Origin of the sequence: Bacillus sp. PAMC28571 (assembly GCF_014250435.1) — a bacterium.
GTDB classification, from domain to species: Bacteria; Bacillota; Bacilli; order Bacillales; family Bacillaceae; genus Bacillus; species Bacillus safensis.
Genome location: NZ_CP060191.1, coordinates 2,096,505 through 2,119,535, shown reverse-complemented (window position 1 = coordinate 2,119,535; position 23,031 = coordinate 2,096,505). Strand labels below are relative to the sequence as shown.

At 39.5% G+C, this 23,031-nt stretch carries 31 protein-coding genes; 23 read left to right on the top strand and 8 right to left on the bottom strand.

What is annotated here, in order from left to right; translation table 11 throughout:
- The first annotated feature begins 100 nt into the window (after nucleotides 1–100).
- Nucleotides 101–394 (top strand): spore coat protein, encoded by a 294-nt coding sequence (locus H7F25_RS10690; RefSeq protein WP_024423071.1) that lies wholly within the window; start codon nucleotides 101–103, stop codon nucleotides 392–394.
- Nucleotides 395–432: 38 nt separating this feature from the next.
- Here the strand turns inward: H7F25_RS10690 and H7F25_RS10685 are convergent, their stop codons facing one another.
- The 5 genes from H7F25_RS10685 to H7F25_RS10665 all read right to left on the bottom strand — a co-directional run bounded on the left by H7F25_RS10685 (nucleotide 433) and on the right by H7F25_RS10665 (nucleotide 4,328).
- On the bottom strand, nucleotides 433–1,101 hold the full coding sequence (locus H7F25_RS10685) for an ATP-binding cassette domain-containing protein (RefSeq protein WP_024427923.1): 669 nt from the start codon (nucleotides 1,099–1,101) through the stop codon (nucleotides 433–435).
- Nucleotides 1,094–1,639 (bottom strand): hypothetical protein, encoded by a 546-nt coding sequence (locus tag H7F25_RS10680; RefSeq protein ID WP_044332175.1) that lies wholly within the window; start codon nucleotides 1,637–1,639, stop codon nucleotides 1,094–1,096. Before H7F25_RS10680 ends, H7F25_RS10685 begins: the two co-directional genes overlap by 8 nt.
- 21 nt (nucleotides 1,640–1,660) lie before the next feature.
- Nucleotides 1,661–2,200: a stage II sporulation protein M gene (locus H7F25_RS10675; RefSeq protein WP_226014623.1), complete on the bottom strand. Its 540-nt coding sequence runs from the start codon at nucleotides 2,198–2,200 to the stop codon at nucleotides 1,661–1,663.
- A complete protein-coding gene (locus tag H7F25_RS19330; protein WP_247721560.1) occupies nucleotides 2,163–3,083 on the bottom strand; it encodes a hypothetical protein in 921 nt (306 codons plus the stop codon). Before H7F25_RS19330 ends, H7F25_RS10675 begins: the two co-directional genes overlap by 38 nt.
- Nucleotides 3,084–4,001: 918 nt before the next feature.
- The gene (locus H7F25_RS10665) at nucleotides 4,002–4,328 is read right to left on the bottom strand and encodes an uberolysin/carnocyclin family circular bacteriocin (RefSeq protein ID WP_024427926.1); all 327 of its coding nucleotides are present in this window, start codon (nucleotides 4,326–4,328) and stop codon (nucleotides 4,002–4,004) included.
- Nucleotides 4,329–4,589: 261 nt separating this feature from the next.
- Here H7F25_RS10665 and H7F25_RS10660 point away from each other — a divergent pair, with 261 nt between their 5' ends.
- The 12 genes from H7F25_RS10660 (at nucleotide 4,590) to H7F25_RS10605 (ending at nucleotide 13,518) form a co-directional block, all read left to right on the top strand.
- Nucleotides 4,590–5,219: a GNAT family N-acetyltransferase gene (locus H7F25_RS10660; protein WP_367397876.1), complete on the top strand. Its 630-nt coding sequence runs from the start codon at nucleotides 4,590–4,592 to the stop codon at nucleotides 5,217–5,219.
- The gene (locus H7F25_RS10655) at nucleotides 5,173–5,727 is read left to right on the top strand and encodes a delta-aminolevulinic acid dehydratase (protein ID WP_185853701.1); all 555 of its coding nucleotides are present in this window, start codon (nucleotides 5,173–5,175) and stop codon (nucleotides 5,725–5,727) included. The genes H7F25_RS10660 and H7F25_RS10655 overlap by 47 nt, the downstream gene beginning before the upstream one ends.
- Before the next feature lie 159 nt (nucleotides 5,728–5,886).
- A complete protein-coding gene (locus H7F25_RS10650; protein ID WP_056767418.1) occupies nucleotides 5,887–7,290 on the top strand; it encodes a polysaccharide deacetylase family protein in 1,404 nt (467 codons plus the stop codon).
- A 107-nt stretch (nucleotides 7,291–7,397) separates the two neighbouring features.
- The gene (locus H7F25_RS10645) at nucleotides 7,398–7,583 is read left to right on the top strand and encodes a hypothetical protein (RefSeq protein ID WP_044332168.1); all 186 of its coding nucleotides are present in this window, start codon (nucleotides 7,398–7,400) and stop codon (nucleotides 7,581–7,583) included.
- Between the two features lie 293 nt (nucleotides 7,584–7,876).
- Nucleotides 7,877–8,302, top strand: a complete 426-nt coding sequence (locus H7F25_RS10640) for an NUDIX hydrolase (RefSeq protein WP_185853700.1) — start codon at nucleotides 7,877–7,879, stop codon at nucleotides 8,300–8,302.
- Between the two features lie 35 nt (nucleotides 8,303–8,337).
- Nucleotides 8,338–8,754, top strand: a complete 417-nt coding sequence (locus H7F25_RS10635) for a hypothetical protein (RefSeq protein ID WP_024423060.1) — start codon at nucleotides 8,338–8,340, stop codon at nucleotides 8,752–8,754.
- 14 nt (nucleotides 8,755–8,768) lie between these two features.
- Nucleotides 8,769–9,062: a DUF3986 family protein gene (locus tag H7F25_RS10630; protein ID WP_025092863.1), complete on the top strand. Its 294-nt coding sequence runs from the start codon at nucleotides 8,769–8,771 to the stop codon at nucleotides 9,060–9,062.
- A 216-nt stretch (nucleotides 9,063–9,278) separates the two neighbouring features.
- Nucleotides 9,279–10,115 carry a transketolase gene (locus tag H7F25_RS10625; protein ID WP_185853699.1) on the top strand — a complete coding sequence of 279 codons (837 nt, stop codon included), beginning with the start codon at nucleotides 9,279–9,281 and terminating at the stop codon, nucleotides 10,113–10,115.
- A complete protein-coding gene (locus H7F25_RS10620) occupies nucleotides 10,112–11,077 on the top strand; it encodes a transketolase family protein (RefSeq protein ID WP_024423057.1) in 966 nt (321 codons plus the stop codon). The genes H7F25_RS10625 and H7F25_RS10620 overlap by 4 nt, the downstream gene beginning before the upstream one ends.
- A 9-nt stretch (nucleotides 11,078–11,086) precedes the next feature.
- Nucleotides 11,087–11,845 (top strand): SDR family NAD(P)-dependent oxidoreductase, encoded by a 759-nt coding sequence (locus H7F25_RS10615; protein WP_025092866.1) that lies wholly within the window; start codon nucleotides 11,087–11,089, stop codon nucleotides 11,843–11,845.
- Nucleotides 11,846–11,971: 126 nt separating this feature from the next.
- Nucleotides 11,972–13,339: an MFS transporter gene (locus H7F25_RS10610; protein WP_025092867.1), complete on the top strand. Its 1,368-nt coding sequence runs from the start codon at nucleotides 11,972–11,974 to the stop codon at nucleotides 13,337–13,339.
- Between the two features lie 38 nt (nucleotides 13,340–13,377).
- The gene (locus H7F25_RS10605; RefSeq protein ID WP_117590472.1) at nucleotides 13,378–13,518 is read left to right on the top strand and encodes a GapA-binding peptide SR1P; all 141 of its coding nucleotides are present in this window, start codon (nucleotides 13,378–13,380) and stop codon (nucleotides 13,516–13,518) included.
- A gap of 100 nt (nucleotides 13,519–13,618) precedes the next feature.
- Here H7F25_RS10605 and H7F25_RS10600 read toward each other — a convergent pair whose 3' ends face one another.
- Both H7F25_RS10600 and sigK read right to left on the bottom strand, forming a co-directional pair.
- Complete coding sequence (locus tag H7F25_RS10600; RefSeq protein ID WP_024423055.1) at nucleotides 13,619–14,320, bottom strand: FadR/GntR family transcriptional regulator; 702 nt, start codon at nucleotides 14,318–14,320, stop codon at nucleotides 13,619–13,621.
- A gap of 134 nt (nucleotides 14,321–14,454) precedes the next feature.
- Nucleotides 14,455–15,183 (bottom strand): RNA polymerase sporulation sigma factor SigK, encoded by a 729-nt coding sequence (gene sigK, locus H7F25_RS10595; RefSeq protein WP_034738387.1) that lies wholly within the window; start codon nucleotides 15,181–15,183, stop codon nucleotides 14,455–14,457.
- Between the two features lie 218 nt (nucleotides 15,184–15,401).
- On the opposite strand from sigK, the gene H7F25_RS10590 reads away from it, so the two are divergent.
- From H7F25_RS10590 to H7F25_RS10575, 4 genes are all read left to right on the top strand, one after another.
- Nucleotides 15,402–16,523 carry a tetratricopeptide repeat protein gene (locus tag H7F25_RS10590; RefSeq protein WP_185853698.1) on the top strand — a complete coding sequence of 374 codons (1,122 nt, stop codon included), beginning with the start codon at nucleotides 15,402–15,404 and terminating at the stop codon, nucleotides 16,521–16,523.
- A 168-nt stretch (nucleotides 16,524–16,691) separates the two neighbouring features.
- On the top strand, nucleotides 16,692–17,432 hold the full coding sequence (locus H7F25_RS10585) for a polysaccharide deacetylase family protein (protein ID WP_185853697.1): 741 nt from the start codon (nucleotides 16,692–16,694) through the stop codon (nucleotides 17,430–17,432).
- Between the two features lie 84 nt (nucleotides 17,433–17,516).
- Nucleotides 17,517–18,245: an SGNH/GDSL hydrolase family protein gene (locus tag H7F25_RS10580; RefSeq protein ID WP_024423053.1), complete on the top strand. Its 729-nt coding sequence runs from the start codon at nucleotides 17,517–17,519 to the stop codon at nucleotides 18,243–18,245.
- 78 nt (nucleotides 18,246–18,323) lie between these two features.
- Nucleotides 18,324–18,473, top strand: coding sequence for a hypothetical protein (locus tag H7F25_RS10575; RefSeq protein WP_162842499.1), 150 nt, complete (start codon nucleotides 18,324–18,326; stop codon nucleotides 18,471–18,473).
- Nucleotides 18,474–18,608: 135 nt separating this feature from the next.
- On the opposite strand, the gene H7F25_RS10570 is transcribed toward H7F25_RS10575, so the two are convergent.
- Nucleotides 18,609–18,749 (bottom strand): sporulation histidine kinase inhibitor Sda, encoded by a 141-nt coding sequence (locus H7F25_RS10570; RefSeq protein WP_003217327.1) that lies wholly within the window; start codon nucleotides 18,747–18,749, stop codon nucleotides 18,609–18,611.
- A gap of 361 nt (nucleotides 18,750–19,110) precedes the next feature.
- On the opposite strand from H7F25_RS10570, the gene H7F25_RS10565 reads away from it, so the two are divergent.
- Genes H7F25_RS10565 through yqeK form a run of 6 tightly spaced genes read left to right on the top strand, consistent with a single transcriptional unit; the run spans nucleotide 19,111 to nucleotide 23,019 of the window.
- Nucleotides 19,111–19,632 carry a YqeG family HAD IIIA-type phosphatase gene (locus H7F25_RS10565; RefSeq protein ID WP_008356191.1) on the top strand — a complete coding sequence of 174 codons (522 nt, stop codon included), beginning with the start codon at nucleotides 19,111–19,113 and terminating at the stop codon, nucleotides 19,630–19,632.
- A gap of 2 nt (nucleotides 19,633–19,634) precedes the next feature.
- The gene (yqeH, locus tag H7F25_RS10560) at nucleotides 19,635–20,735 is read left to right on the top strand and encodes a ribosome biogenesis GTPase YqeH (protein ID WP_034661381.1); all 1,101 of its coding nucleotides are present in this window, start codon (nucleotides 19,635–19,637) and stop codon (nucleotides 20,733–20,735) included.
- Between the two features lie 21 nt (nucleotides 20,736–20,756).
- Nucleotides 20,757–21,599 carry a shikimate dehydrogenase gene (aroE, locus tag H7F25_RS10555; protein WP_185853696.1) on the top strand — a complete coding sequence of 281 codons (843 nt, stop codon included), beginning with the start codon at nucleotides 20,757–20,759 and terminating at the stop codon, nucleotides 21,597–21,599.
- A complete protein-coding gene (yhbY, locus tag H7F25_RS10550; RefSeq protein WP_008342507.1) occupies nucleotides 21,593–21,883 on the top strand; it encodes a ribosome assembly RNA-binding protein YhbY in 291 nt (96 codons plus the stop codon). Before aroE ends, yhbY begins: the two co-directional genes overlap by 7 nt.
- A 13-nt stretch (nucleotides 21,884–21,896) precedes the next feature.
- Nucleotides 21,897–22,466, top strand: a complete 570-nt coding sequence (locus tag H7F25_RS10545) for a nicotinate-nucleotide adenylyltransferase (RefSeq protein WP_044332152.1) — start codon at nucleotides 21,897–21,899, stop codon at nucleotides 22,464–22,466.
- On the top strand, nucleotides 22,456–23,019 hold the full coding sequence (yqeK, locus tag H7F25_RS10540) for a bis(5'-nucleosyl)-tetraphosphatase (symmetrical) YqeK (protein ID WP_087975784.1): 564 nt from the start codon (nucleotides 22,456–22,458) through the stop codon (nucleotides 23,017–23,019). Before H7F25_RS10545 ends, yqeK begins: the two co-directional genes overlap by 11 nt.
- The last annotated feature ends 12 nt before the right edge of the window (nucleotides 23,020–23,031 follow it).

Genomic DNA, 23,031 nt, shown 5'->3' with positions numbered 1-23,031 from the left:
GAAAGTGGATTTTTTTAAAAATAGACATGCATCTAATCACGAAAGGTAACTCTGACATACGATAGAGTGTAAGTGAAAGACAACTTGAAGGGGTGTTAAGATGAGCCGAAATCGATTAGATGATTTCTTCTTTGGACCTCGCAGAGGAAACCAAGGAGGAGACGAAACGGTTGTTTTCCCCACACGTCAAATTGTCAACACAAGAACGAATGAACAAACGATCAGAAAAATTCACCCAACGCATATCACAAACGTCAATAAAAACATCAAAAGAATCGAAAACTACTATCCGGTCACTGAATCGACTCACAACGAGTACATTGTAGAAGAATACGATTGCGGCAGTGATATCAAAAACCCTTGCTGCCGTCCGGTGAAGCGCTGTAAGTGGTAATGAAGGGGGCATCCTTTTAAAGGATGCCTTTTGTATGTCTAATGCTCCATTTCATTTAATTGTCCTTGATCCAGTTGAAAGAAACGATTTCCTAATTCTGAATAAAGGTAGCGCTGATGGCTTGTAAATAAAACACATCGATGTGAGAATTCTTTTTTTAATAAAGAAATCGATTGTATTTGAGAGGCTTCATCAAGAGAGGTAAAAGGCTCATCAAGAATAATCAGCTCTGGAGATCTTGCCAGCATACAATTTAAAAAAAGTTTATATCTCATGCCCAAAGAATACTGTTTGACAGGCATCTTTAGGGCATGAGTTAAATCAAATGCATCACAAAGCGATAGAAAGGTCTCTTTGTATAAAACCTTTTCCGACTTTTTCATTTTCCATAAAGACTGGATAAGCTCCATATGCTCGAAACCAGTGAGCGCATCATAAACTAAAGGTTTATCTGGAATGTACGCTACTAGATTTTTATATTGAGCCATTCCAGGGTGATGCTGCTCGTTAAGTAAAATCGTTTCTGATGCTGAAGGAAGCAGACCTGCGATGATCTTTAAAAGTGTCGATTTACCGCTGCCGTTCTTTCCAATAATACAAGCTCGATCACTTTCTTTCAGATCAAATGACACATGATCGAGAAGGGGAGAAGTCTCTTCTGTTGTTTCATAGCGAAAAGATAGCTGAGACACTTGAAGTTTAGCCATTGATGAATCCTCCAATAACAAATGCAGTCGTCACAAGCATATACAAGATCACAGTTGCTAAGGCAGCTTTTTTTGATCCTTCAGCATAGTAAATAATTCCATCATAAAGGATGCGTAAAAGATATAAGTTGAATAAGAAGGAAACTATTTGAATCAAGAGAAAATAGTTATCTAATTGTAACACCATCACACAATAGATCGCTGCACTGTTCACTAATAAAAGAAATGCATTATAAACCAAAATAACAAGATACATTTTGCGTAAAATAAAAGCTTTATGAAAAAAATACATATAAATAGAAGTTAGAACAGTACTGAGAAAATTTAAAATGAAATAAAGCGGGATTGTCAGCAAAAAGATAAAAATAATGCTGGCAAGTTGTTTCCCAGTGGATAAAGGTTTATCTACTAACAAATCAATAATAAAAAATGTTAAAAAGACAGTCGACACAAATAATGATAGTAAGACGAGGCCTACAATGGTTTTAATCGATTGATTTTGATTGAAAAATTGCTTAGGTCGTAGAAGTAGCTCCATGGAACCACATTCTCCTTTCTTCTATGGTAGATGTACATGGCTAACGTATTGCTCTAAAAGAGATGCTATGAATAAAAGAACGGCTGCTGCAAAAATCAATTGAAGCACAGTTAGGGTCAGTTTTTTTAATTCAATCGTTTCTCCTTTTATAAATCGATAAAGATAAATAAAAGGATAAGAGCTGACGATTGAGAACAGAATTAATCCAAGAACTTCTACAAAAGCATGAGGCAGTAATCCTGTAAATAGCTGCTGCGCTTCGTGATTGACAATCAAATACTGAACGAGTTTGCCGATAATGTAGCCGTTGTAAAAAAGAATGCCTGCAGACATGATGCCGCCTGTAAAAGCTCCAATGCCTAATATTGCCATTCCAACTTGTAAATTGTTTAAGAAAATAGACAGAAAAAACATCTCTTCATCCTTTTTAAGATAAGGAATCTGATCATAAGGAAGAAGGCTTCCGATTAGCACAGCTGCAATAAAGATAGCAGCGTAGAGGTAACCGAGGCGTAGAATCAGTCTATTCTCCGATATAAAACATCTTATTTTTTTCAACATATTCAATCCCTTTATAGATGGTCTTTCGGCATAACACCCAGCAAATTACTGAAACGATCACAAAATATAAAGCAAACAGAACGCTTATGAGACTTGTAGAATGCTGCAAAATAGGTAGAAAAGAGGTCAAGATCATATAGTACATGAAAGGCAACACGAGAAAATTCCTTGCAAAGGCTTGTCCTTTATCGATAACTTCTATTTCTTCATTGGTTGTCCCTATTTCATGCTCGTGAATAAAATTGAATTTCGTTGTGAATGGAAACAAATACAACTGAATCAATGGAAAAATGAAAAAGCCAATCCCCAATGCCACCAATTGAATGAGTATCTGAACATCAAAAAGGTGATATACACTTATGATTGATAGATTAATGAACAGTAGAAAGAGTGACGGTATGGAAAATAAACAATAAAATAACTGGATTTTTGATAAGAAAAATTGCATAAGAGATGTTTGAGAAAGCTCATAGAGCCAAATATTCTTTTTTTCAGCACTCAAAGAAAATATAGAAGGGGTCAGCATTCTCATTTCATATGTTTGATTAGCTAAAATCATCACATTTAATGTGAATAATAGCTGAATTTGCAAGGCTTGATGATCAATAAGCGAGATCAAACCGGTCATAACCCCGACATAGAAGAAGGCTTCATACGACATGAACATATAATTAAAAAACTCTTTAGACAGCAGCCACCTTTTTTCTTTTAGCACCTTAAGGTCTTTTTGAATCAGCATATTCTTTTGAAACAGCGAGCTCTGAATTTTATCAAGTGCTTGAAAGTACCAATAAAATAAATCTCTAAAATGTTTTGAGCTTTGATCATGCTCTTTTCCAGTCGGAATCCAGCGAACAGGGGTCTTCATGACGAGTGTTGCCACTAATATCACCACGAGAAATGTGACAGGTGAAGTAAAAAGCGCTAGAAATTGTAGAAATACCGAATCCTGTGAAAATAAAGCATGATGGATTTGTTGAAGATTATTCTGATATAAAGACATCAAGTTGTTTGAAAGTGTAATCCAAAACGCATCTTCTGCAAGCGAAGAAATTGATTGAAAAAGTTGTCGGAAAGTGTAATAAAAAGGGAAAACAATGTTCGATATTAGAACTCTTCCACATAAGAAAAAAAGTAAAGAGATGCTTGTGAAAAAAAGAACACGGATGATCCCAATTTTTTTTACGACAATGTTATAGATGTAAGCACCAAATATCTTATTGCTGACGATAAAAAGTAAGAAGCCTGTCAATATAACATTGAGATGCTTCAACCAGAATATCCAGTCATGTGTTTGAGCAATGAAATATTGAAAGAGAAAATAGATCAAATAAGTACTCAAGCTCGTAAATAGAAGCCATACCAACTCAGAAAACAAAAGCGTTTGAAAAAGGTGTCTCGCGGATATAGGTGCAAGCTGTATCAACTCTTCAAAAGGAAGAATATGTGTTCTTCTATAAGATTCAATTCCTTTGACAATAGAGAAAAGGAACAAAAATATCACAAAAGCACTTTCCCATTCTATTTGATAGACCGGGGAGTAAAGATATGAAGAAATAACGAATACAATCAGGCATCCGAATAAAATATCAAGGATGCAAGAAAATAATATGTATTGTTTAGAAGAAAACGATTTGAAAAATGGAACCCTGCGTATTATAAACTGAGCTAGATTTGAATATTGTTGTTTCATTCTAATTGATAGAAGTAGTGATAATAATGGATATAACATCTTCTCACCTGCATAAAAATTTAAATAGAAGGAGAACAAAGTCTCCTTCTATTGGGTCATAAAATTGAATTACCAAGCAATAACAGCTTTACGGCCTTTTTTCTTAATTTCGTTTTTAAGGTACTGGCGAATTGTCTCTTTACCAGCCGCTGCAATGAGAGAAAGACCACCTGATCCTACAGCAGTTAAAATGGAGATAATTGTTGTAACAGCCCCGCCCGCTTCAACCACGTTCAGAACAACTGCTGCAACACTGCCTGGAATACCAAATTCTTTTGCTAGATCAGCAACGGGCAGTATTTGTAGCGAGAAGGAAAAAAGAGCTAGCATAAGGAATCCTACTGCTAAAGCACCAAAAAGAACATGTAGTTTGATTTCGTTTTTTGTTTCTGTCATATCAAATTCCTCCCTTTTTTGTATTTTTATTACTATTATATCTTAAGCTATCTTTTAGTTCATCGCAATCCTTTTTTTTCATTTTTTTCATGAATTAGTTATAGATTAATATAAATAAAGTGAAAAGATAAGTGAGAAAAGAATCGTTTTTGCTAGAATAAAACACGTAAACATGATCGGAAATACCTTGTTTTTACAAATGGGGAAGCGACTCTAATTTGCATATAGGTAAAGAGATATGTGCAGAGGGGCCAATATCCTTTGATCAAAATCTCCTTTCAAGATAAAATTAGAAGTATCCATCATTCTTTTGGAGGCGATTTTCTGAATATTCGATTGTTAACACCAGATGATGCTGAAGAATATGCAGCACTCAGACTAGAAGCACTGCAATTAAATCCAGAGGGTTTTGCGATGAGCTATGAGGAAGAGCGAATCAATATAGAGGATAAATATAAAGTGCGTTTTGCTTCGGCGAAATCTATGTGGACTTTTGGTGCTTTTCATCAAGGGCAGCTTGTGGGGGCAGTCACGCTCCTCCAAGAAACCTTGCAGAAGTTAAAGCACCGAGCGAATCTGACAGCGATGTATGTAACACCTAGTGCACGCGGAAAAGGAACAGGCCAGTCCTTGATGACAAAAGCTCTTTCCTTCGCGCGAGAACGGCAGGATATCGAGCAAATGTATTTATCGGTGGTGACAACTAATCACTCAGCTAAACGCCTCTATCGCTCTGTTGGATTTGAGTCGTACGCTGTCGAAGAAAAAGCGCTAAAATGGACTGATACATATGTAGATGAGGAAAAAATGGTTTTATTTTTATCAAAATCTGGAGGAGATAGAAGTGGATCAACAAGCCATGCGCATCACATTAGCAGCAGGACCCAATAGTGAGCTGGAATCTTTTGCACTGCGTGCAGCACTTGAAAACTTCGGCGCGAAAGTCGATATGCATTGGATTGGAAGACCGAATGACCTGATTCATGTGTTATCTGGTAGAAATAGAAGAGAAATAGATTACCTTCTTTTATCGTTTCACGGTGAAGAAGGAGCATTTATCATGCCTGAATTAGGGGAAGATGTTTACGAAGATGAGGAGCCTAGAGATACTGCCTTTGGAGCGGAAGAAATCAAGCGGTATGCCTCATTAGAAGGAGTTCATGTCATCTCTACAGGCTGCACACTAGGAGAGAAAAATCTAGCAGATGCTTTCTTAGAGGCAGGGGCTGCATCTTATTCAGCACCGGACGATTACATCGATGGGAATGCAGCATTTATCTTTGTGCTGACCATGCTGTACGAGCTCATGAACAATACAAAGACAGTCAGAGCGGCATTTGATCGAGCGCGTTCCATTGATGAAGAAACGAAATTATTTCAATTATATATGCAAAAGTAATCAAAGGACTGAGAAATCAAGTCCTTTTTTTATTCCTCTCCAAAAATGTGTCGGAAATGTGACAAATGTGTGATTTGCAAACTAAAATGGGGGCATGCAAAGTCTATCCTACAAACACACGTCATTCAGGCATGGCGGCATCACGAGAGGAGAATCATTGTGTCAATTAAATGGAAAGTCAGTCTCGTCCTATGCGGACTTGCGATGATCATCGGAATCGCTGCGTTTTATCATAATCAGCAGGCAAGCGGGACAGAGAAGAAGAAGGTAGAACCAGATGCGAGCTATAAAGAAGTTGAAATTGTGACCCTCGTGAATGACGGGAGATACTTGAGATATGCTGTGAACTATCCTGTGTTTCATCAAAAAAAGCTAGATCAAGAGATGAAAAGATTTGCAGAAACAGCGCTGGACAAATTCAAAACATCGTTTAGTGAAGCAAGTGATGTCGATGAAGATCATCGATACGAATTAAACATAGATTATGAGATTACTCATTATGCCAAACAAACTGCTGCGATCAAATTCAATACATATGAATGGAAAGGCGGAGTAAAAGGCGCACATGAAACGAAGATATTCAATTTTGATTTCAAGAAACAGCATTTTTTATCAATAGATGATCTATTTTTATCAAAAAAAGAAAGTCTGCAAAAACTGTCTCAAATGACATTTGAGGAGTTGAAAAAAGATCGCTCTCTTGCTGCAAACGAGCATTTGCTCAAACAAGGAACGTCTCCTAAGGCAGAGCATTATCAGTATTTTGCCATCAAAGATCGTTTTATTGAATTCTACTTCCCAGCAGGGCAAATTGCACCAGACAAAAAAGGCCCTCAAGTGCTTGCGATTAAGAAAACACTGCTTAAAGGAATGTTAAAGCCAGAATACATCAATAAAGAAAAGAACAAAAACGAGAAAAAAGAACCGATCGCAAAAAGAAAGATCGTAAAACTTCCAAAACAGGGAGGATTCAACCCAAATCAAAAAGCCATTGCCCTTACATTTGATGATGGACCAAATCCATCAACAACCTCAAAAATCTTAACAGCTTTAAAAGAAAACAAAGGACACGCGACATTTTTTGTACTAGGAAGCAGGGTTCAATATTATCCCGATATGCTAGGTGAAATCAGAAAAGGTGGAAATGAAATCGGAAATCATTCCTATAACCACCCTTTACTCACAAGACTGCCATTAAAACAAGCCATCAAACAAGTAGAAGATACGCAGCAAATCATTGAAAAAGCAGGCGGGTTCACACCGACTCACTTTAGACCGCCATATGGTGGAACAAACGGACAGATCAACTCGGCTGTCAACATGAAAGTTACGCTTTGGGATGTAGATCCCGAAGATTGGAAATATCGCAACAGCCAATACGTTGCCAACTACATTCTTACACATGCGTCTAGCGGAGAAACCGTCTTAATGCACGACATCTATGACACCTCTGCCAACGCGGCTGTCACGATCATCAAGGAATTGACCAAACAAGGATATCAATTACTAACAGTCTCGGAGCTTGAGCAGTGGAAGGAAGCACGGGCGAAAAAGGTGAATTGAATACGTAAAAAAGATGCGAGTCTTAATGGATTCGCATCTTTTTTAAAGCCAATTATGAGAATGAAGGGAAAATATGTTAAAGTGATTGTAGAAAGGGAGGGCTTCGAATGGTGTTGATGAGGTTGATCAGCATATATATGCTGACAGCGTTTAGTTTGGGATTTGTCGTAAACTATGTACCTGGTTTGATGCTGCCCATCTATATTCTTGCGATGATTGGGCTCATTTTATGTCTCGCTCATATTGCGCTTCACTACATTCGGCGAATCAGAAATATGTTATTTGATGAGTAACGGGAAGATTTCTCCTATGGCAAAAACCTCCTGCTAGATGCGTGAGGTTTTATTTTTTCGGTTTTTGCTGTTCTAACAGTTGGATGATTTTCTCGTTGGACGCTTTGATTTGTCTCAAAAGAGAAACGATATTTCCTGTAAATCCCAAGCCCAACAAGTAAAATGATGATCATCCACATGCTCTGGCCTCAATCGCTGACTACTAATACAGTATAATAAGAATGTATAAAATGAACAGTTCGTGTCATATATCCGGCAATTGATGTGAATGGAGAATGTTGAGGGGGATTCATTTGAAACGAGTAGACGTGGTTTCAGCTATTATTTATGATGAGGAAGAAAATCTATTAACAGTCAAGAATGTAAAGGGATATTGGGAACTCCCGGGCGGTGCTGTGGAAAAAGGTGAACACCTGCAGCAGGCTGTCATCCGCGAAGTGAAAGAAGAGACAGGGTATGTGATCAAAGTAAAGGAACTTCATTCGGTTCGAGAAGCATTCTTTCAAGATAAAAAACATCATGCGCTTATCATTACGTTCTTTGCGGAAATGATCGGGGGAGAGATGAACATTCTAGATCCGGATCAGGATATTGAAGAAGTAAAATGGGTCAGCACTCAAACCTTTCAAAAGCTAAACCCAAAGCTATATCACATGCTAAAATTAAACCAACAAACACAAGCCTTTTATGATTTTGAGGGGAATAGAACAATTGGTTAAATCCAAATTGATATAGGCATGAAGGAGCGATATTGATGTTTTTATACTACGGGCCTACAGGAGCTCCGATAGAAAAACCTGGAGAAGAATTCATGAAAAGAATCTTCTTTCAGGAGGGTGAAGAGTATTGGAAACAAGGTAACGGGGAATCTTCCATTGAGATAGAGGAAGATGGGGAAAGTGAAAGTCTAGTTTTCTTTTATACTGAACCGTATGGATTCTTTATCATCAGATATCCAGATTTTTTAGTCCCTTTTCAAAAGGTAGAAAAGATCGAAACGATCGAGCATTTGATTGCTGGATCACCATTGTATGTGCCATCATGCAGCTATGTTGATCGTAATCAGGCTTATGAAATCGTTCAACATTTTGTGACGACAAAAAAGGTATCCGATCTTGTTGAATGGGTCGAGTTGAGGAATATTCATTTTCAGCATGATGTGAAAAGGTAAGGGAGCAAGATAAAGTGTGTACATATGAAAGAATACATAGTTTAGATGAGAGTATGCATTTACATGTAGGATATTATGAGCAAGGTTTTGATTATGAAGGCGTGTTTTTTAAGAGTTTAGAAACAGGAAGATGGTTATTGTTTTTTGATCAAAAAAGTTACGGGATAACGCTTTTAAAAGAATATGAGAAGTGGAAGGATCTTGGGTTATTGATTGGAGAATATTTGATTGAAGATGAACTGATTGAAGAGGAAGGCCATAAGCTTTTTGAGCGTTTTCTAAAAGAGAATAGCATAGTTGAAATGTAAAACATCACCAGATGATAGGGTGGTGTTTTTATTTCATTTAAAATAGAGTGCTGAATCTAAGTATCGAGAAAAGCAATATTTTATTTAAAAATTCAAAAAATAGATAGACAAACGCTTTCAAGAATTGTATAGTGATCTCATAAACCGCTTGTCATACAAGTGAACAAGTAACTAAGAATTCAAGTTATAACTTAAAAAATAATCGAGGTGATCGGAATGAAAGACAGAAGTGTGGCAGAACTCAAAGCAAAAGCCATCGAGCTCAGAAAAACGGCGATAACGATGATTTACGAAGCGCAATCGGGTCATCCAGGAGGTTCCTTATCAGCTGCTGATATCATTACCGCCCTTTATTTTAAAGAAATGAATATCAATCCCCAAAAACCACATTGGGAAGATCGAGATCGCTTTGTTTTATCGAAAGGACATGTGGCACCTATTCAATATGCAGCTCTAGCTATGAAAGGTTATGTCTCTTTTGAAAACGTATACAAATTACGGCAGTACGGTTCACCTTTTCAAGGTCATCCTGATATGAAGAAATGTCCGGGAATTGATATCTCCACAGGCTCATTAGGTCAAGGACTTTCTTGCGGCGTTGGTATGGCACTTGCAGGCAAAAGGGATGAAAAAGATTACCGGGTATTTGTCATGGTGGGAGATGGAGAATGTCAGGAAGGGCAAATTTGGGAAGCCGTCCAAACCGCAGTGAAATATCGCTTGGATAACTTAATTGTGTTTGTAGACAATAACCGCCTGCAAATTGATGGCTTCTGCGAAGAAATTATGCCGCTTCAAGACATCGAAAAGAAGTTTGAAGTATTCGGATTTGAAACAAAACGAATTGACGGACACTCAATGGAAGACATTGTAGAAACACTGAATGAAGTAACAAAAACGAAAAATGGAAAGCCAAAGTGTATTGTTGCCGATACCATTAAGGGCAAAGGCGTTTCCTATATGGAAGATATCTGCTCATGGCACGGTGTTGCGCCAAATGAAGAAGAATATGAGCAGGCATTAGAGGAACTAGCAGGAGGTTTAAAATCATGAGTCAAACTGAAAAAGCAGTAACTAAGAAAAAAGCGACACGTGAAGCTTTCGGTGATGAAATAGTTACATTAGGAAAAGAGAATCAACAAATTTATGTCATAGATATTGATATCGGAAAGTCATGCAAAACAGGAGAATTTATAAAGCAGCTTCCTAATCAGCATGTGAACGTCGGAATTGCTGAACAAAATGGTGCCGGCCTGGCAGCTGGTCTTGCAACAACGGGAAAAATCCCTTTTATCAGCACCTATGCAGTTTTCGGCTCGCTGCGTATGGCAGAACAAATTCGGCAAGAAGTATGTTATCCCAATTTGAATGTAAAGATCGCCTGCTCCCACGGTGGATTAACACCAGGAAATGATGGAGGGAGTCATCAAGCGATAGAAGATATGGGCGTTTTAAGATCATTTCCCAATATGACAGTGATCATGGGAGCTGATTACTACTCAACAAGAAAATTGATCAAACAGGCAGCAGAAACATATGGTCCAATGTATTTGCGTTTCACCCGAGATGCTGTGCCGATGATATATGATGAAAATGAAGAATTTATCATCGGCAAAGCAAAGAAAGTAAAGTCTGGTAAAGATATCGCGATTATAGCGAATGGAGATACAGTACATCTTGCCTTAGAAGCAGTCAAGGAATTAGAAAAACAAGGTATTTATGCAACCCTCTTAGATATGCATACGATCAAGCCTTTAGATCGAGAAGCTGTCATGGAGTGTCTGAATATTGGACCTATTATTACTATAGAGGATCACAATATTCTAAACGGATTAGGCAGTGCTGTATGTGAGATAGTGGCAGAGGAAGGCCGGGGGAGAGTCAAACGAATCGGTGTGCAAGATCGTTTTGGAGAATCCGCACCTTATGAAAAGCTTTTGGAGATCAATGGCATTACCATCGAAAATATAATCAAAACAGCTAAAGAAATGCTGAATAATTTCATAGGAAAGTAGGAATTAGCCATGTTTACCCTAAAAAATCAAGTTGCGATCGTAACAGGCAGCGGTTCTGAAAAGGGAATTGGGAGAACCATAGCATTCACTCTAGCCGAGCAGGGCGCTTCAGTCGTTGTAGCAGATATCAATCAAGAGGGAATTCAGTGTACTGTAGAAGCGATTAAAAATGCCGGTGGTAAAGCAATCGGTATAGAAGTAAATGTCACAAATAAAGAATCGATTGACCAGATGGTGAAAGAAACACTTGTGTCATTCGGCAGAATTGACATATTAGTGAATAACGCAGGTATTTCTCAAAAAGTAACAGTTCAGGACATGACACTAGAGGATATGACAAGAATATTTAGTGTGAATATGTTCGGTTTGTTCTTGTGTACACAAGCAGTTCTAGAAACAATGAAAAAACAAAGATATGGCCGTATTATCAACCTGTCTTCTGTATCAGCCAAAAGAGGAGGCGGTGTTTTTGGCGGTGCGCATTACTCTGCTTCCAAAGCCGCCGTCCTAGGCTTTTCCAAAAACCTTGCCCGTGAAGTAGGAAAGGATGGAATCACTGTCAATTGTGTAGCTCCAGGTCTAGTGAATACTGATATCTGGAAGTCGCTTTCTAATAGCGAAGCAAAAAAGGTGATTGACAGTATACCGATTGGCCGCCCAGGTGAAACGAAAGAAATTGCGGCTGCTATTGCGTTCCTAGCGGCGAAAGAAGCCTCCTATATCACAGGGGAAGAGATTGATATTAATGGTGGTTCGCATATGGACTAGTGATATGAATGGAGTTGGGCATGGACTATGCCTCACTCTTTTCTATCAGTCGTACATTTGTAAGCGCTTTATAATATGAGAGCTCACAAGTATAGTCAGACAAAGCTAAGTTAAGGGGGAATCAGCTTGAATCAACAAGCATTGGAGAGATCTACTACTCGTAAGGTTACACTTCGACTAATCCCGTTTTTGTCATTATGTTTTGTTATCGCCATTTTAGATCGTGTGAACATCGGATTTGCTGCTCTTCAAATGAATGAAGATTTAGGATTTTCAAATGCTGTATTTGGACTCGGGGCGGGAATTTTCTTTTTAGGTTATTTTTTACTAGAGGTTCCGGGCAGTGCGATTATGTCGAAGATAGGTGCTAGAAAATGGATCAGCAGAATTATGGTGACTTGGGCTATTATTGCGATTTTAATGGCTTTTGTACAAGAACCATGGCAGTTCTACACGGCGCGTTTCTTATTAGGCGCAGCAGAAGCCAGTTTTTATCCATGTATGGTGTTTTATTTGAGCGGTTTCTATCAAACAAAACACCATGCCAAAGCCATCGCTGGATTTATGCTGGCAATCCCAGGGGCAAATGCAGTTGGCGCTCCGCTCTCAACCTTTCTCTTAGGGGTGAATTGGCTGGATATGTCCGGCTGGCAGTGGTTATTTATTTTAGAAGCCATCCCAGCTCTTATTCTTGGTGTCATTGCCTTTTTTTATCTAGATGACAAAATTGAAGAAGTAAAGTGGTTGAATAATGATGAGAAAGAGTGGCTTATTCATGTCACAACAAAAGAAAGACTTGAAAAAGAACAAGTCAAGCGGTATACCTTCGTTCAAGCTTTAAAAGATCGAGATGTACTCATTTTATCGGCAGGCTATTTCTGCTGGATGGTTGGGTTCTACGGTATTAACATGTTCTTACCGACGATCTCAAAGGGGTTATCTGACACAATTTCTTTGAGTACTCAAGGGATGGGGTGGCTTTTGGGTCTTATGTACACCTTTGCCATTTTGGTCATGGTGCTAGTTGGGAATCATTCTGACAAGAAAAATGAAAGACGCTGGCATGTATCTGCCTGTTTAACTGTTAGTGCGATTGCTATGATCATAAGTAGTTTTATTGCTAGCACAAGTGTGATCTTGTCATTTGTATTTTTAACAATCGCATTGTGTGGAGCTTTTGGCGCTTATTCTCCATTTTGGGCAATCCCCCCATCTTTTTTAACAGGCGCAGCAGCGGGTGGGGCCATCGCATTGATTAATAGTATTGGAAATCTTGGTGGATTTTTTGGACCTTATATAGTCGGATATATTAAAGATGTAACAGGTTCTTTTCACATAAGTATGATTTTCTTAGGTATCAGCATGATATTTGCTTCTCTTATTATTGTACTCTTAGTGAAACAGTCAGGAAAAGCACTGGTCGTCAAAGCAAACAACAAATCCAGCATCGAAGAGTCCATTTCATTCACAAAGAACAATGGTAAAAGTGTTTAAGCGAAAAACAATATCAAAACGAAGGAGCTGATATGAGGATGGAAAAGAAATCAAATGTGCCGCAAAACACGATTGTGTGCAAAGAATGTGAGGAAATGATTGATACAGCTCATGGATGTGAAGGTGTTAAGGTTTTATACGGAATATGCGAAAAATGCTTAGAATCAAAAAAACGTTGAAATGAAAAACAAAGGCGCATAACTCACAAGTTCGACTTGCGGTTAGACGCCTTTATTTGTTTTAAAAGAACTTTTTTTAAAATGTGTATAAGCGGAGAGCTTAGCTTTTCCAGTAGCGATCATATAAATTTTGCATATGGTCAGTCATCCGTGTTACGGCTTCTGATGCGTTCCGCTCTTCTAGTGCTTTTATAATCATTTTGTGTTCTTGAAAGTTGATCTCTCGATAATCTGAACGAGTAACAGTCCGATCACGAATAAATCTCCACATTTCCTGTTGTTTCATAGCATTCGTAATAGAAGACATAAAGGTAACAAATAAATCGTTATGTGACGCTCTTGCAATGCCCATATGTAGTTGTTCGTCGGTTTCAGGAACATATACACCCGACCGTGTTTCTTCTTCCATTTTTTTTATCGTTTGTTTAAGCTCCTCAATCTCTTGATCGGTCGCTCTCAAAGCCGCAAAATGGATAATTAAAGGCTCAATGTGCATTCGGGCTTCCACAATATCTTCAGGAGATGCTGATTTCATAGAAAGAGTCCCTTCAGTGGTGATGGTCGTATTTTTAACGAACACACCTTCTCCTTGACGGGAGTAAATGACACCATTCATTTCTAATGCACTGAGAGCTTGCCTGACGGGTGCACGGCTGACGCCAAATTGTTCACATAGTTCTCTTTCAGAAGGAAGTTTATCTCCTACTTTAAAAGAGCCTAACTGTATTTCTGAAAGGATTTGATTATAAATCTGTATATATAATTTTTTATTAGAAACAGGATTGAATTTCATAAAAATCACTCCTTTCAATAGGTATTGTTATTTGTCATACAAGTATATTAATTATATACTTTTCAGATTTGAAGGGCAAAATAAAAACAGACCTTATGAGGGCCTGTTTTTATTGAAAAGTAGTCCTCTATGAAGTTTTCCGCTCACTTCCCTTTCTCCCGTTTCCGTTTTTCCTTCTCCGCCCGGTAAAACTCATGAAACATCTTCATCAGCGCGCGCTTCTCAATACGTGACACATAGCTCCGCGATATCCCGAGCTCCTTGGCTATTTCCCGCTGCGTTTTTTCTTTCTTTAAATCAAGGCCGAACCGGCCGACGATCACTTCTTTTTCTCGGCCGTCGAGAATGTCGATATACTCCTTTACTTTTTCAAGCTCCATGTTGAGCTGAATGGTATCGATCACATCTTCATTTTCGGATTTTAAGACATCGATTAATGAAATTTCGTTGCCTTCTTTATCCTGACCGATGGGGTCATGCAAGGAGACGTCTTTTTTCGTTTTTTTGAGCGCGCGTAAGTGCATGAGAATTTCATTTTCAATACACCGCGCCGCATACGTTGCCAGCTTTGTTCCTTTTCCAGAGGAATAGCTTTCGATGGCTTTAATGAGTCCGATCGTCCCGATGGAGATGAGGTCTTCAGCGTCTTCCCCGGTATTTTCAAATTTCTTTACAATATGGGCGACGAGCCGAAGGTTATGTTCAATCAGCATGTTTCTTGCGTGTTCATCGCCCTGTGCCATGAGGGCTAAGTATTTTTTTTCATCATCTCCAGAAAGGGGCTGTGGAAAGGCATTGTTTTTGACATAGGACACTAAAAACACCAATTCTTTGACCATCAATCCCATCGCTGTAAATACTCCTGCCACGATTTTCACCTCCACCATGTTTAGGCCGCTGCCTATATCCTCAAATGTATGTGAAGGAGGGATTGTCTGTGTCTGTACGAGGAAAAAATCATCCTTTTCAAAAAAATCGTGCTTCAGTTCGTCTCTTTTTTATGTTTGCGGTTTCTTTGCGGTGCTTGGCGGTCAAGAAGCGTGCTAAAATATGTAATATTAGACCGAAAAGGAAGGGGTAATTTCGGAACATGGGGAAGGTTCTATCTTCACATGTAGGTATGAAAATTAATGAATGGTATCGAATGATACGGCAGTTCAGTGTTCCAGATGCGGAAATCTTGAAAGCGGAAGTTGAAGCGGAAATTGAACAGATGGAAGAGGACCAGCATTTACTGATTTATTATCAGCTCATGTGTTTTCGGCACCAAATCATGCTTGACTATATACACCCTTCAAAATATCAACCTTTCTCAGTATCTAATCTAGTCGATAAAATCGAAAACTCCAATCATGAGTTATCTGATATGCTGCATTATTACCATGCATTTTTTCGTGGCATGCATGAATTTAGTCAAAAAGAATATTTAGAAGCCGTCAAATATTATCGAGTCGCAGAAAAGCAGCTGTCCATGGTATTTGATGATATTGAGCAGGCAGAGTTTCATTTTAAAGTGGCAGAAGCCTACTATATAATGAAACAAACACATGTCTCCATGCACCATATTTTAAAGGCGCTGGAAATATACGATCAGCATGATGCGTATACGATTCGCATCATTCAATGTCTCTTTGTCATCTCAGGAAATTATCAAGATTTAAAACGAAAAGACCGGGCGCTGCCTCATTTAAAAAAGGCAAAACAGCTCGCATCTCAAATTGATCACCCGCGCATATACAGTTCAGCGCTCTATAATTTAGGAAAATGTTATGGCGAGCTTGGCTATAGAGAGGAAGCGGAACGATATTTAACGGAATCCGCTGATCTTGCCCGCAAAGAGCTGCTCCCAACGCTTCCGCATACGCTTTATACGCTGGCGAAGCTGCTTTTTAGACAGAATGAACAGGCGGATGCCCTGCGCATATTAGAAGATGGGAAATTGGCTGCAAAGAATCATGAAGACCAGCTGTTCTGTCATATGTTTGAGTATCTGGATGCTTTATATGTTCAGGAAATCAATGAAGACCAACTGCAAAAAACCATTGATTATTTGGAAAAACTTAGCCTATACTCTTATATAGAGGATATCTCACTAGAAATTGCGACAGCCTTAGAAGCCTCTCAACAATACAAAAAGTCCAACCAGTATTATCAGAAATTATTATGGGCTCAAAATCAAATCCAAGAAGGAGAGTGTCTGTATGAATTCTAAGCAACGTTCGACAGTTGAAGAGAGAAACCAAACGTGAAACAAAGAGCGGGCCAATATGGCCGGCTTTTTTTATTTGAAAAAGAAGCAGATATCACCATGAAGCTTGCATGAATTGATGCGAAAGCGGGCAATTTATCGGTAATGATGTTCGGTGGAGGAGGCGGTCGAATGAGAGGGCTGCATATCTTGATGTGTATATGGCTGCTAGGTGCTTTTGTTCCTAATGAAGTAGAGGCACATACATTAAAACGAGTCGATCTTGAAAAAACGGGACGTGCCTTTTGGGACATGAGAGCGGAACGGAAAAAGATTGCGATCACCTTTGATGATGGACCTCATCCAGTGTATACAAATCAAATATTAGATGTGCTGAAGGAGCATCAAGTGAATGCAAGCTTTTTTGTGATAGGGAGCAGAATCCATGCTTATCCAATGATCGCAGAACGGATTGTGGACGAAGGGAATGAACTCGGCAATCATACGATGAATCATACGTATTTTGACCTTTTGTCGTCAAAGGAGATCAAGCGGGAATTAAAAGAATCAGCGGCTCATATCGCTTCACTCCAGCCTGGCGGTCCCTTATTATTTCGCCCTCCTGGTGGACGCTTAACAATGAAATCATTCCGCATTCTGTCAAAGCAAGGGTACGATGTGGTCATGTGGTCCTTTACGCAAGATCCGAAGGACTGGTCAAGACCAGGCGCACGTAAAATTGCAAGCCGAATTATTGATCATATTCAAGGCGGCGATATTATCCTTTTACATGATGGCGGGGGAAATCGCAAGCAAACGGTAGAAGCATTGAAACAAGTGATTCCTGAGTTGAAGAAGAGGGGCTATGAATTTGTAAAAGTAAGTGAACTGCTGCACCACGACAAAGCATATATGCCTGTTCAGATGCAATAGGCAGCATTCGTCAAAAACATTCATTCATTGAAACCAAAAGTCTTGTCGTTTACTATATGAAGAGGGCTTTTGGAGGTGAATGTTGTGAAGAAATATGTTTTCCTTTTCATCCTATTATGTGTTGCTGCTGGGTGCTCTAAGCCAGTACAAGAAAGCGTCATTGCATTTGGTGACAGCAATACAAGAGGATCAAACTGGGACTTTCGAGATTATCCAACATCTGAAAAATGGGTGAATCTCATGAAAAACGTCGAGCGCGGCCAAATTCAAGTGAAGAATGCAGGCATTGGCGGGCAGACGACTGAAGACGCGAAACTGCGCTTTGAGCAGGATATTTTAAAACAGAAACCAACTTACGTCCTCATCATGTTCGGTACGAATGATGCGGCGATTTTAGACGGGAAACATCCCCGAGTGACGAAAAAACGGTTTAAAGAAAATTTAACCTACTTCATTTCTGAAAGTAGAAAAGAAGGCATTACCCCGATTCTCATGACCTGTGTGCCTGTTGTAGAAGGCGGGAAAAAGGGCTTGTATTATTACTCCAGGTATAAGTCATCTTATTTTGCCGGGAGAGGCGGGGCAAGAGCTTGGCAAAACTCTTATAATGACATCACAAGAGAAGTAGCGAAGGATGAGCAGGTACCGCTTGTCGACAACTGGAAAGCTTTCATCCGAGAAGCTGGAGAAGATAGTGATCATGCCCTGATTCAGTCAGGCTTGATCGACCCTTCTGGCAATCATATGACACCAAAAGGGGCGAGAATTATTTATAACGAAATCAAAGAGCGTGATGTCATCAAACATTTTTAAATGATGGCCATCTGCCTAAACAAGACCATCCATCCAGCATAGTCTAACAGTATATCTTCCTAGAAGGAGGTAACTGATATGTGGGGATGTCCTTATCCTTACCCTGCGTGTTCGCCTTATCCAGCACAAGGAGCAGGAATCGGTTACGCTTTTCTTGTTGTGTTCCTTGTGGTCATTTTAGTCGTAGGCGGAGGGTTATGGTTTTGGAATGAACAGCCTTGCAATTAAGACACCTCTTCTTTCATCAGAAGGGGTGTTTTTTACGGAAAATAGTAGTAAGCCTATAGCGCAAGTGATATAATATCAGTCACCTGAGTTTAAAAAAGGAGAGTGCTCGGGAGGCATGGTTCCTGTGATATGGAATTAAGAGGAAACAGAGAGCATATGCCCGAGCGAACGTCTTTTCATTTCTGTCTCAATTAATTCAATGAAGTCGCGATTTAAGTTCATTTCATTTGCTTTATAATACGATTCTATAAGTAAATCATCTGACAGCTTTTTCATACTAGAAACCCATATGATGGGAAAAACACCTCCCCTGAAAAAGTTGGCATAAAATTTGAGGAAAAGACATATCATCATAGGTTGATCGACTGTCTTTGAAGTACCTTTAATCTACCATGAATGGGAAACAAGAACAATCGTTCTGTTATCCACATGGTTAAGTGGATAACTTGTGGGTAGAGTGTTTATAATTGAATGAAAGCATGATGAAATATAGGTGGATAATGTGTGTAAAATTATCCACACCTGTTGAAGGTCCTCATCATATGTCGAAAACTTTTTCATTGTATTCGATAGACAGACAAATTGTGATTTGATTCGACACAATCGCTGAAAACCAATGGAAGAAAGGGTGCAAATTGTGCTAAAGAAGTATTTCTTACCGGATGAATTTGTGAAAAGTATTTTCCACATTTCACCGCAAAAATTAAAAGAACGAAATGTAAAAGGAATTATTACCGATCTAGATAACACACTAGTAGAATGGGACCGTCCAAGTGCGACACCGCGCTTAATTGAATGGTTTCAAGAAATGAAAGATCACGGGATACAAGTGACGATTGTATCAAACAATAATGAAAAAAGGGTCAAGCTTTTTTCTGAACCGGTTCATATCCCGTTTATTTATAAAGCGCGAAAGCCTATGGGAAGAGCCTTTAATAAGGCAGTCGCTGATATGCAGTTGAAAAAAGAAGATGTGGTTGTCATTGGGGATCAGCTCATGACAGATGTTCTTGGCGGGAATCGTCATGGCTTCCATACGATTTTGGTCGTTCCTGTTGCTGCCTCGGACGGATTTTTCACAAAGTTTAACAGGCAGATTGAACGCAGAATTTTAGGAGCCTTAAAGCGTAAGGGCCACATTCAGTGGGAGGAAGAGTAATAATGGAAAAGGTTGTTTGTATTGGCTGCGGTGTAGCCATTCAGACGGAAGATAAAGATCAATTAGGATATGCGCCGGCAGCATCTCTATTGAAAGAAGATGTGATCTGTCAGCGCTGTTTTAGGTTAAAGAACTACAATGAGATTCAAGATGTTTCTTTAACAGAAGACGACTTTTTAAATATATTGCACAGCATTGGAGAGACAGATTCTCTCATTGTGAAGGTCGTTGATATTTTTGACTTTAACGGAAGCTGGATCAACGGGCTGAGCCGTATCGTCGGCGGTAATCCGATTTTACTTGTCGGCAACAAAGTGGATATTTTACCGAAATCCGTGAAAAAAGATCGTCTAATTCATTGGATGAAACGGGAAGCAAAGGAAAACGGATTAAACCCTATCGATGTTTTCTTGATCAGTGCAAGCAGAGGCCAGGGTGTGCCTGAGGTGATGGAAGCGATCGATCATTACCGCGAGGGAAGAAATGTCTATGTCGTCGGCTGTACGAATGTTGGAAAATCAACATTTATCAATCGAATCATCAAAGAAGTATCTGGCGAAGAGAACGTCATTACTACATCCCAATATCCAGGTACTACACTTGATGCGATTGAAATCCCGCTTGATGACGGGTCCGCTTTATTCGATACGCCGGGCATCATCAACCGCCATCAAATGGCGCACTATGTCAGCAAAAATGACCTGAAGATTTTAACGCCGAAAAAAGAATTGAAACCGAGAACGTTCCAATTAAATGAAGCACAAACGCTTTATTTTGGCGGACTGGCTCGATTTGATTATGTAAAAGGCGGCAGAACATCATTTGTCTGCTATATGCCAAATGAGCTGAACATTCACCGGACAAAGCTCGAGAACGCAGATGATTTATATGAAAAACATGCAGGGGAACTGCTGTCACCGCCATCAAAAGAGGGAATGGAAGATTTCCCGCCGCTCGTTCCGCATACCTTTACCATTGATCAGCCAAAAATGGACATCGTCTTTTCAGGTTTAGGCTGGGTTACTGCAAATGATGCGGGCAAGCAAATCAAAGTTTATGCGCCAAAAGGCGTTCATGTGTTTATGAGACGTTCGTTAATTTAAATGTTCAAAGGGGGAGAGACCTTGAAACCTTTATACGGAGTAATCGGTAACCCTGTTGGCCACTCAATGTCTCCGGATATTCATAATGCAGCACTAAAGGACGCTGGAATTGATGGACATTATCATGGCTTTCAAGTAGAAAATGATGACCTGAAAGATGCGATTAGCGGCATGAAGGCGTTAGGAATAAGCGGCATAAACGTCACTGTTCCTCACAAGGTAGAAATCATGAAGTACCTTGACAAAATTGATGTGACAGCTGAACGGCTCGGTGCCGTCAATACGGTTCGGCGCGAAGGGGATCAGCTCGTTGGGTACAATACAGATGGAGAAGGTTTTCTTCATTCATTGCTTGAAGCCTTGGATCAGCCGTTATCAGAGCTGTCATTTCTCTTGATTGGTGCTGGCGGAGCGGCAAGAGCGATTTATACGACAATTGCTCAGTATGCACCGAAGAGCTTTGATATTACGAACCGCACCATTGAAAAAGCTGAAGCTTTAATTGAAAGTGCAGAGGGAAAAATCACATCTCAAGCAATCACATTAAATGCAGCAGAAGAGCGGCTTGGGGAATATGATGTCATCATCCATACGACCTCGATCGGCATGTATCCGAATGTTGAAGAAACCCCGATTTCTTTAGTGAACGCAAAAAAAACAGCGGTCGTTTGTGATATTGTGTATAATCCAATAGAAACAAAACTGCTTAGGGAAGCAGCAGGTTTTGGCTTGAAAACAGTGGATGGGGTTGGCATGTTTGTCGGACAAGCAGTAAGAGCCTTTGAACTGTGGACAGGCATTACGCCTGACGCCGGAAAAATGAAGTCAATTGTCATAGAGAAATTAGGAGGAACACCATGTTAAAAGGTAAGCAAAAACGTTTTTTACGTGCACAAGCACATCATTTATCACCTATTTTTCAAGTTGGAAAAGGCGGGGTAAATGACAATATGGTCAAGCAAATTTCCGAGGCGCTTGAAGCAAGAGAACTGTTAAAGGTCAGCGTATTGCAAAATTGTGACGAGGACAAAACAGAAGTTGCGAAAGCACTTGTAAAAGGTGCAAAGGCTGAGCTCGTTCAAACGATCGGAAATGTGATTGTCCTTTACAAAGAATCTAAGGAAAATAAACAAATTAAGCTGCCGTAAAGGTGGATGCGATATGAAAAAAATAGGGTTGTTCGGCGGTACGTTTGATCCTCCCCATAACGGGCATTTGCTAATGGCAAGTGAGGTGCGGATTCAAGTGGGGCTTGATGAAATTTGGTTTATCCCAAACCATATGCCTCCTCATAAAACTGGACGGAAACGAGCAGATAGTCATCACCGCATAAAAATGGTGGAGGCGGCGATTCAAGCAAATCCATATTTTCGGCTCGAGCTTATTGAAATGGAGCGGGAGGGTCCGTCTTATACGGTAGATACAGTGAATCTGTTAAAGAAGCGTCATCCAGAAGATCAGTTCTTTTTTATGATAGGAGCGGACATGGTCGAGTATTTGCCAAAATGGCATCGGATCGATGATTTGCTTCAAATGATCACCTTTATTGGGATGAAAAGGCCGGGTTACGTTGGAAGTACGGCATATCCTCTTTTATTTGCAGATGTTCCAGCTTTTGATGTATCATCGACATTGATTAGGCAGCGAATAGAGCAGGGGAACCCTGTCGATTATTTGATTCCGAAAGCTGTTGAGCGTTATATAAAGGAGCATCATTTATATGAATCGTGAAGAAGCATTGAACTGTGTCAAAGAGCAGTTAACAGAGCATAGATATACACATACACTCGGAGTCATGGAGACAGCCATTTCATTAGCGGAACGGTTCGGTGCAGATGTGAAAAAAGCAGAGATCGCCGCTATTTTTCATGATTATGCGAAATTTAGGCCAAAAGAAGAAATGAAGGGGATTATCCAAAAAGAACAGATGAACCCTTTATTGCTTGAATATTCGCCCGAGCTTTGGCACGCCCCGGTTGGTGCCTATTTGGTCAAAAAAGAAGCTGGAATTGACGATCAAGATGTGTTAACAGCTATTGAATTTCATACTTCCGGCAGACCAGACATGACCTTACTTGAAAAAGTCATTTATGTCGCAGATTATATTGAACCAGGACGTCATTTCCCTGGTGTCGAAGAAGTAAGGGAATTAGCAGAAAATGATCTAGATCGTGCACTGATCCAATCATTAAAAAACACCATCAGTTTTCTAATGAAAAAGAATCAGCCAGTCTTTCCAGATACGCTTGCTACTTACAATTCGCTTGTGCATAAGAACAACTAAGGAGGAATTTTG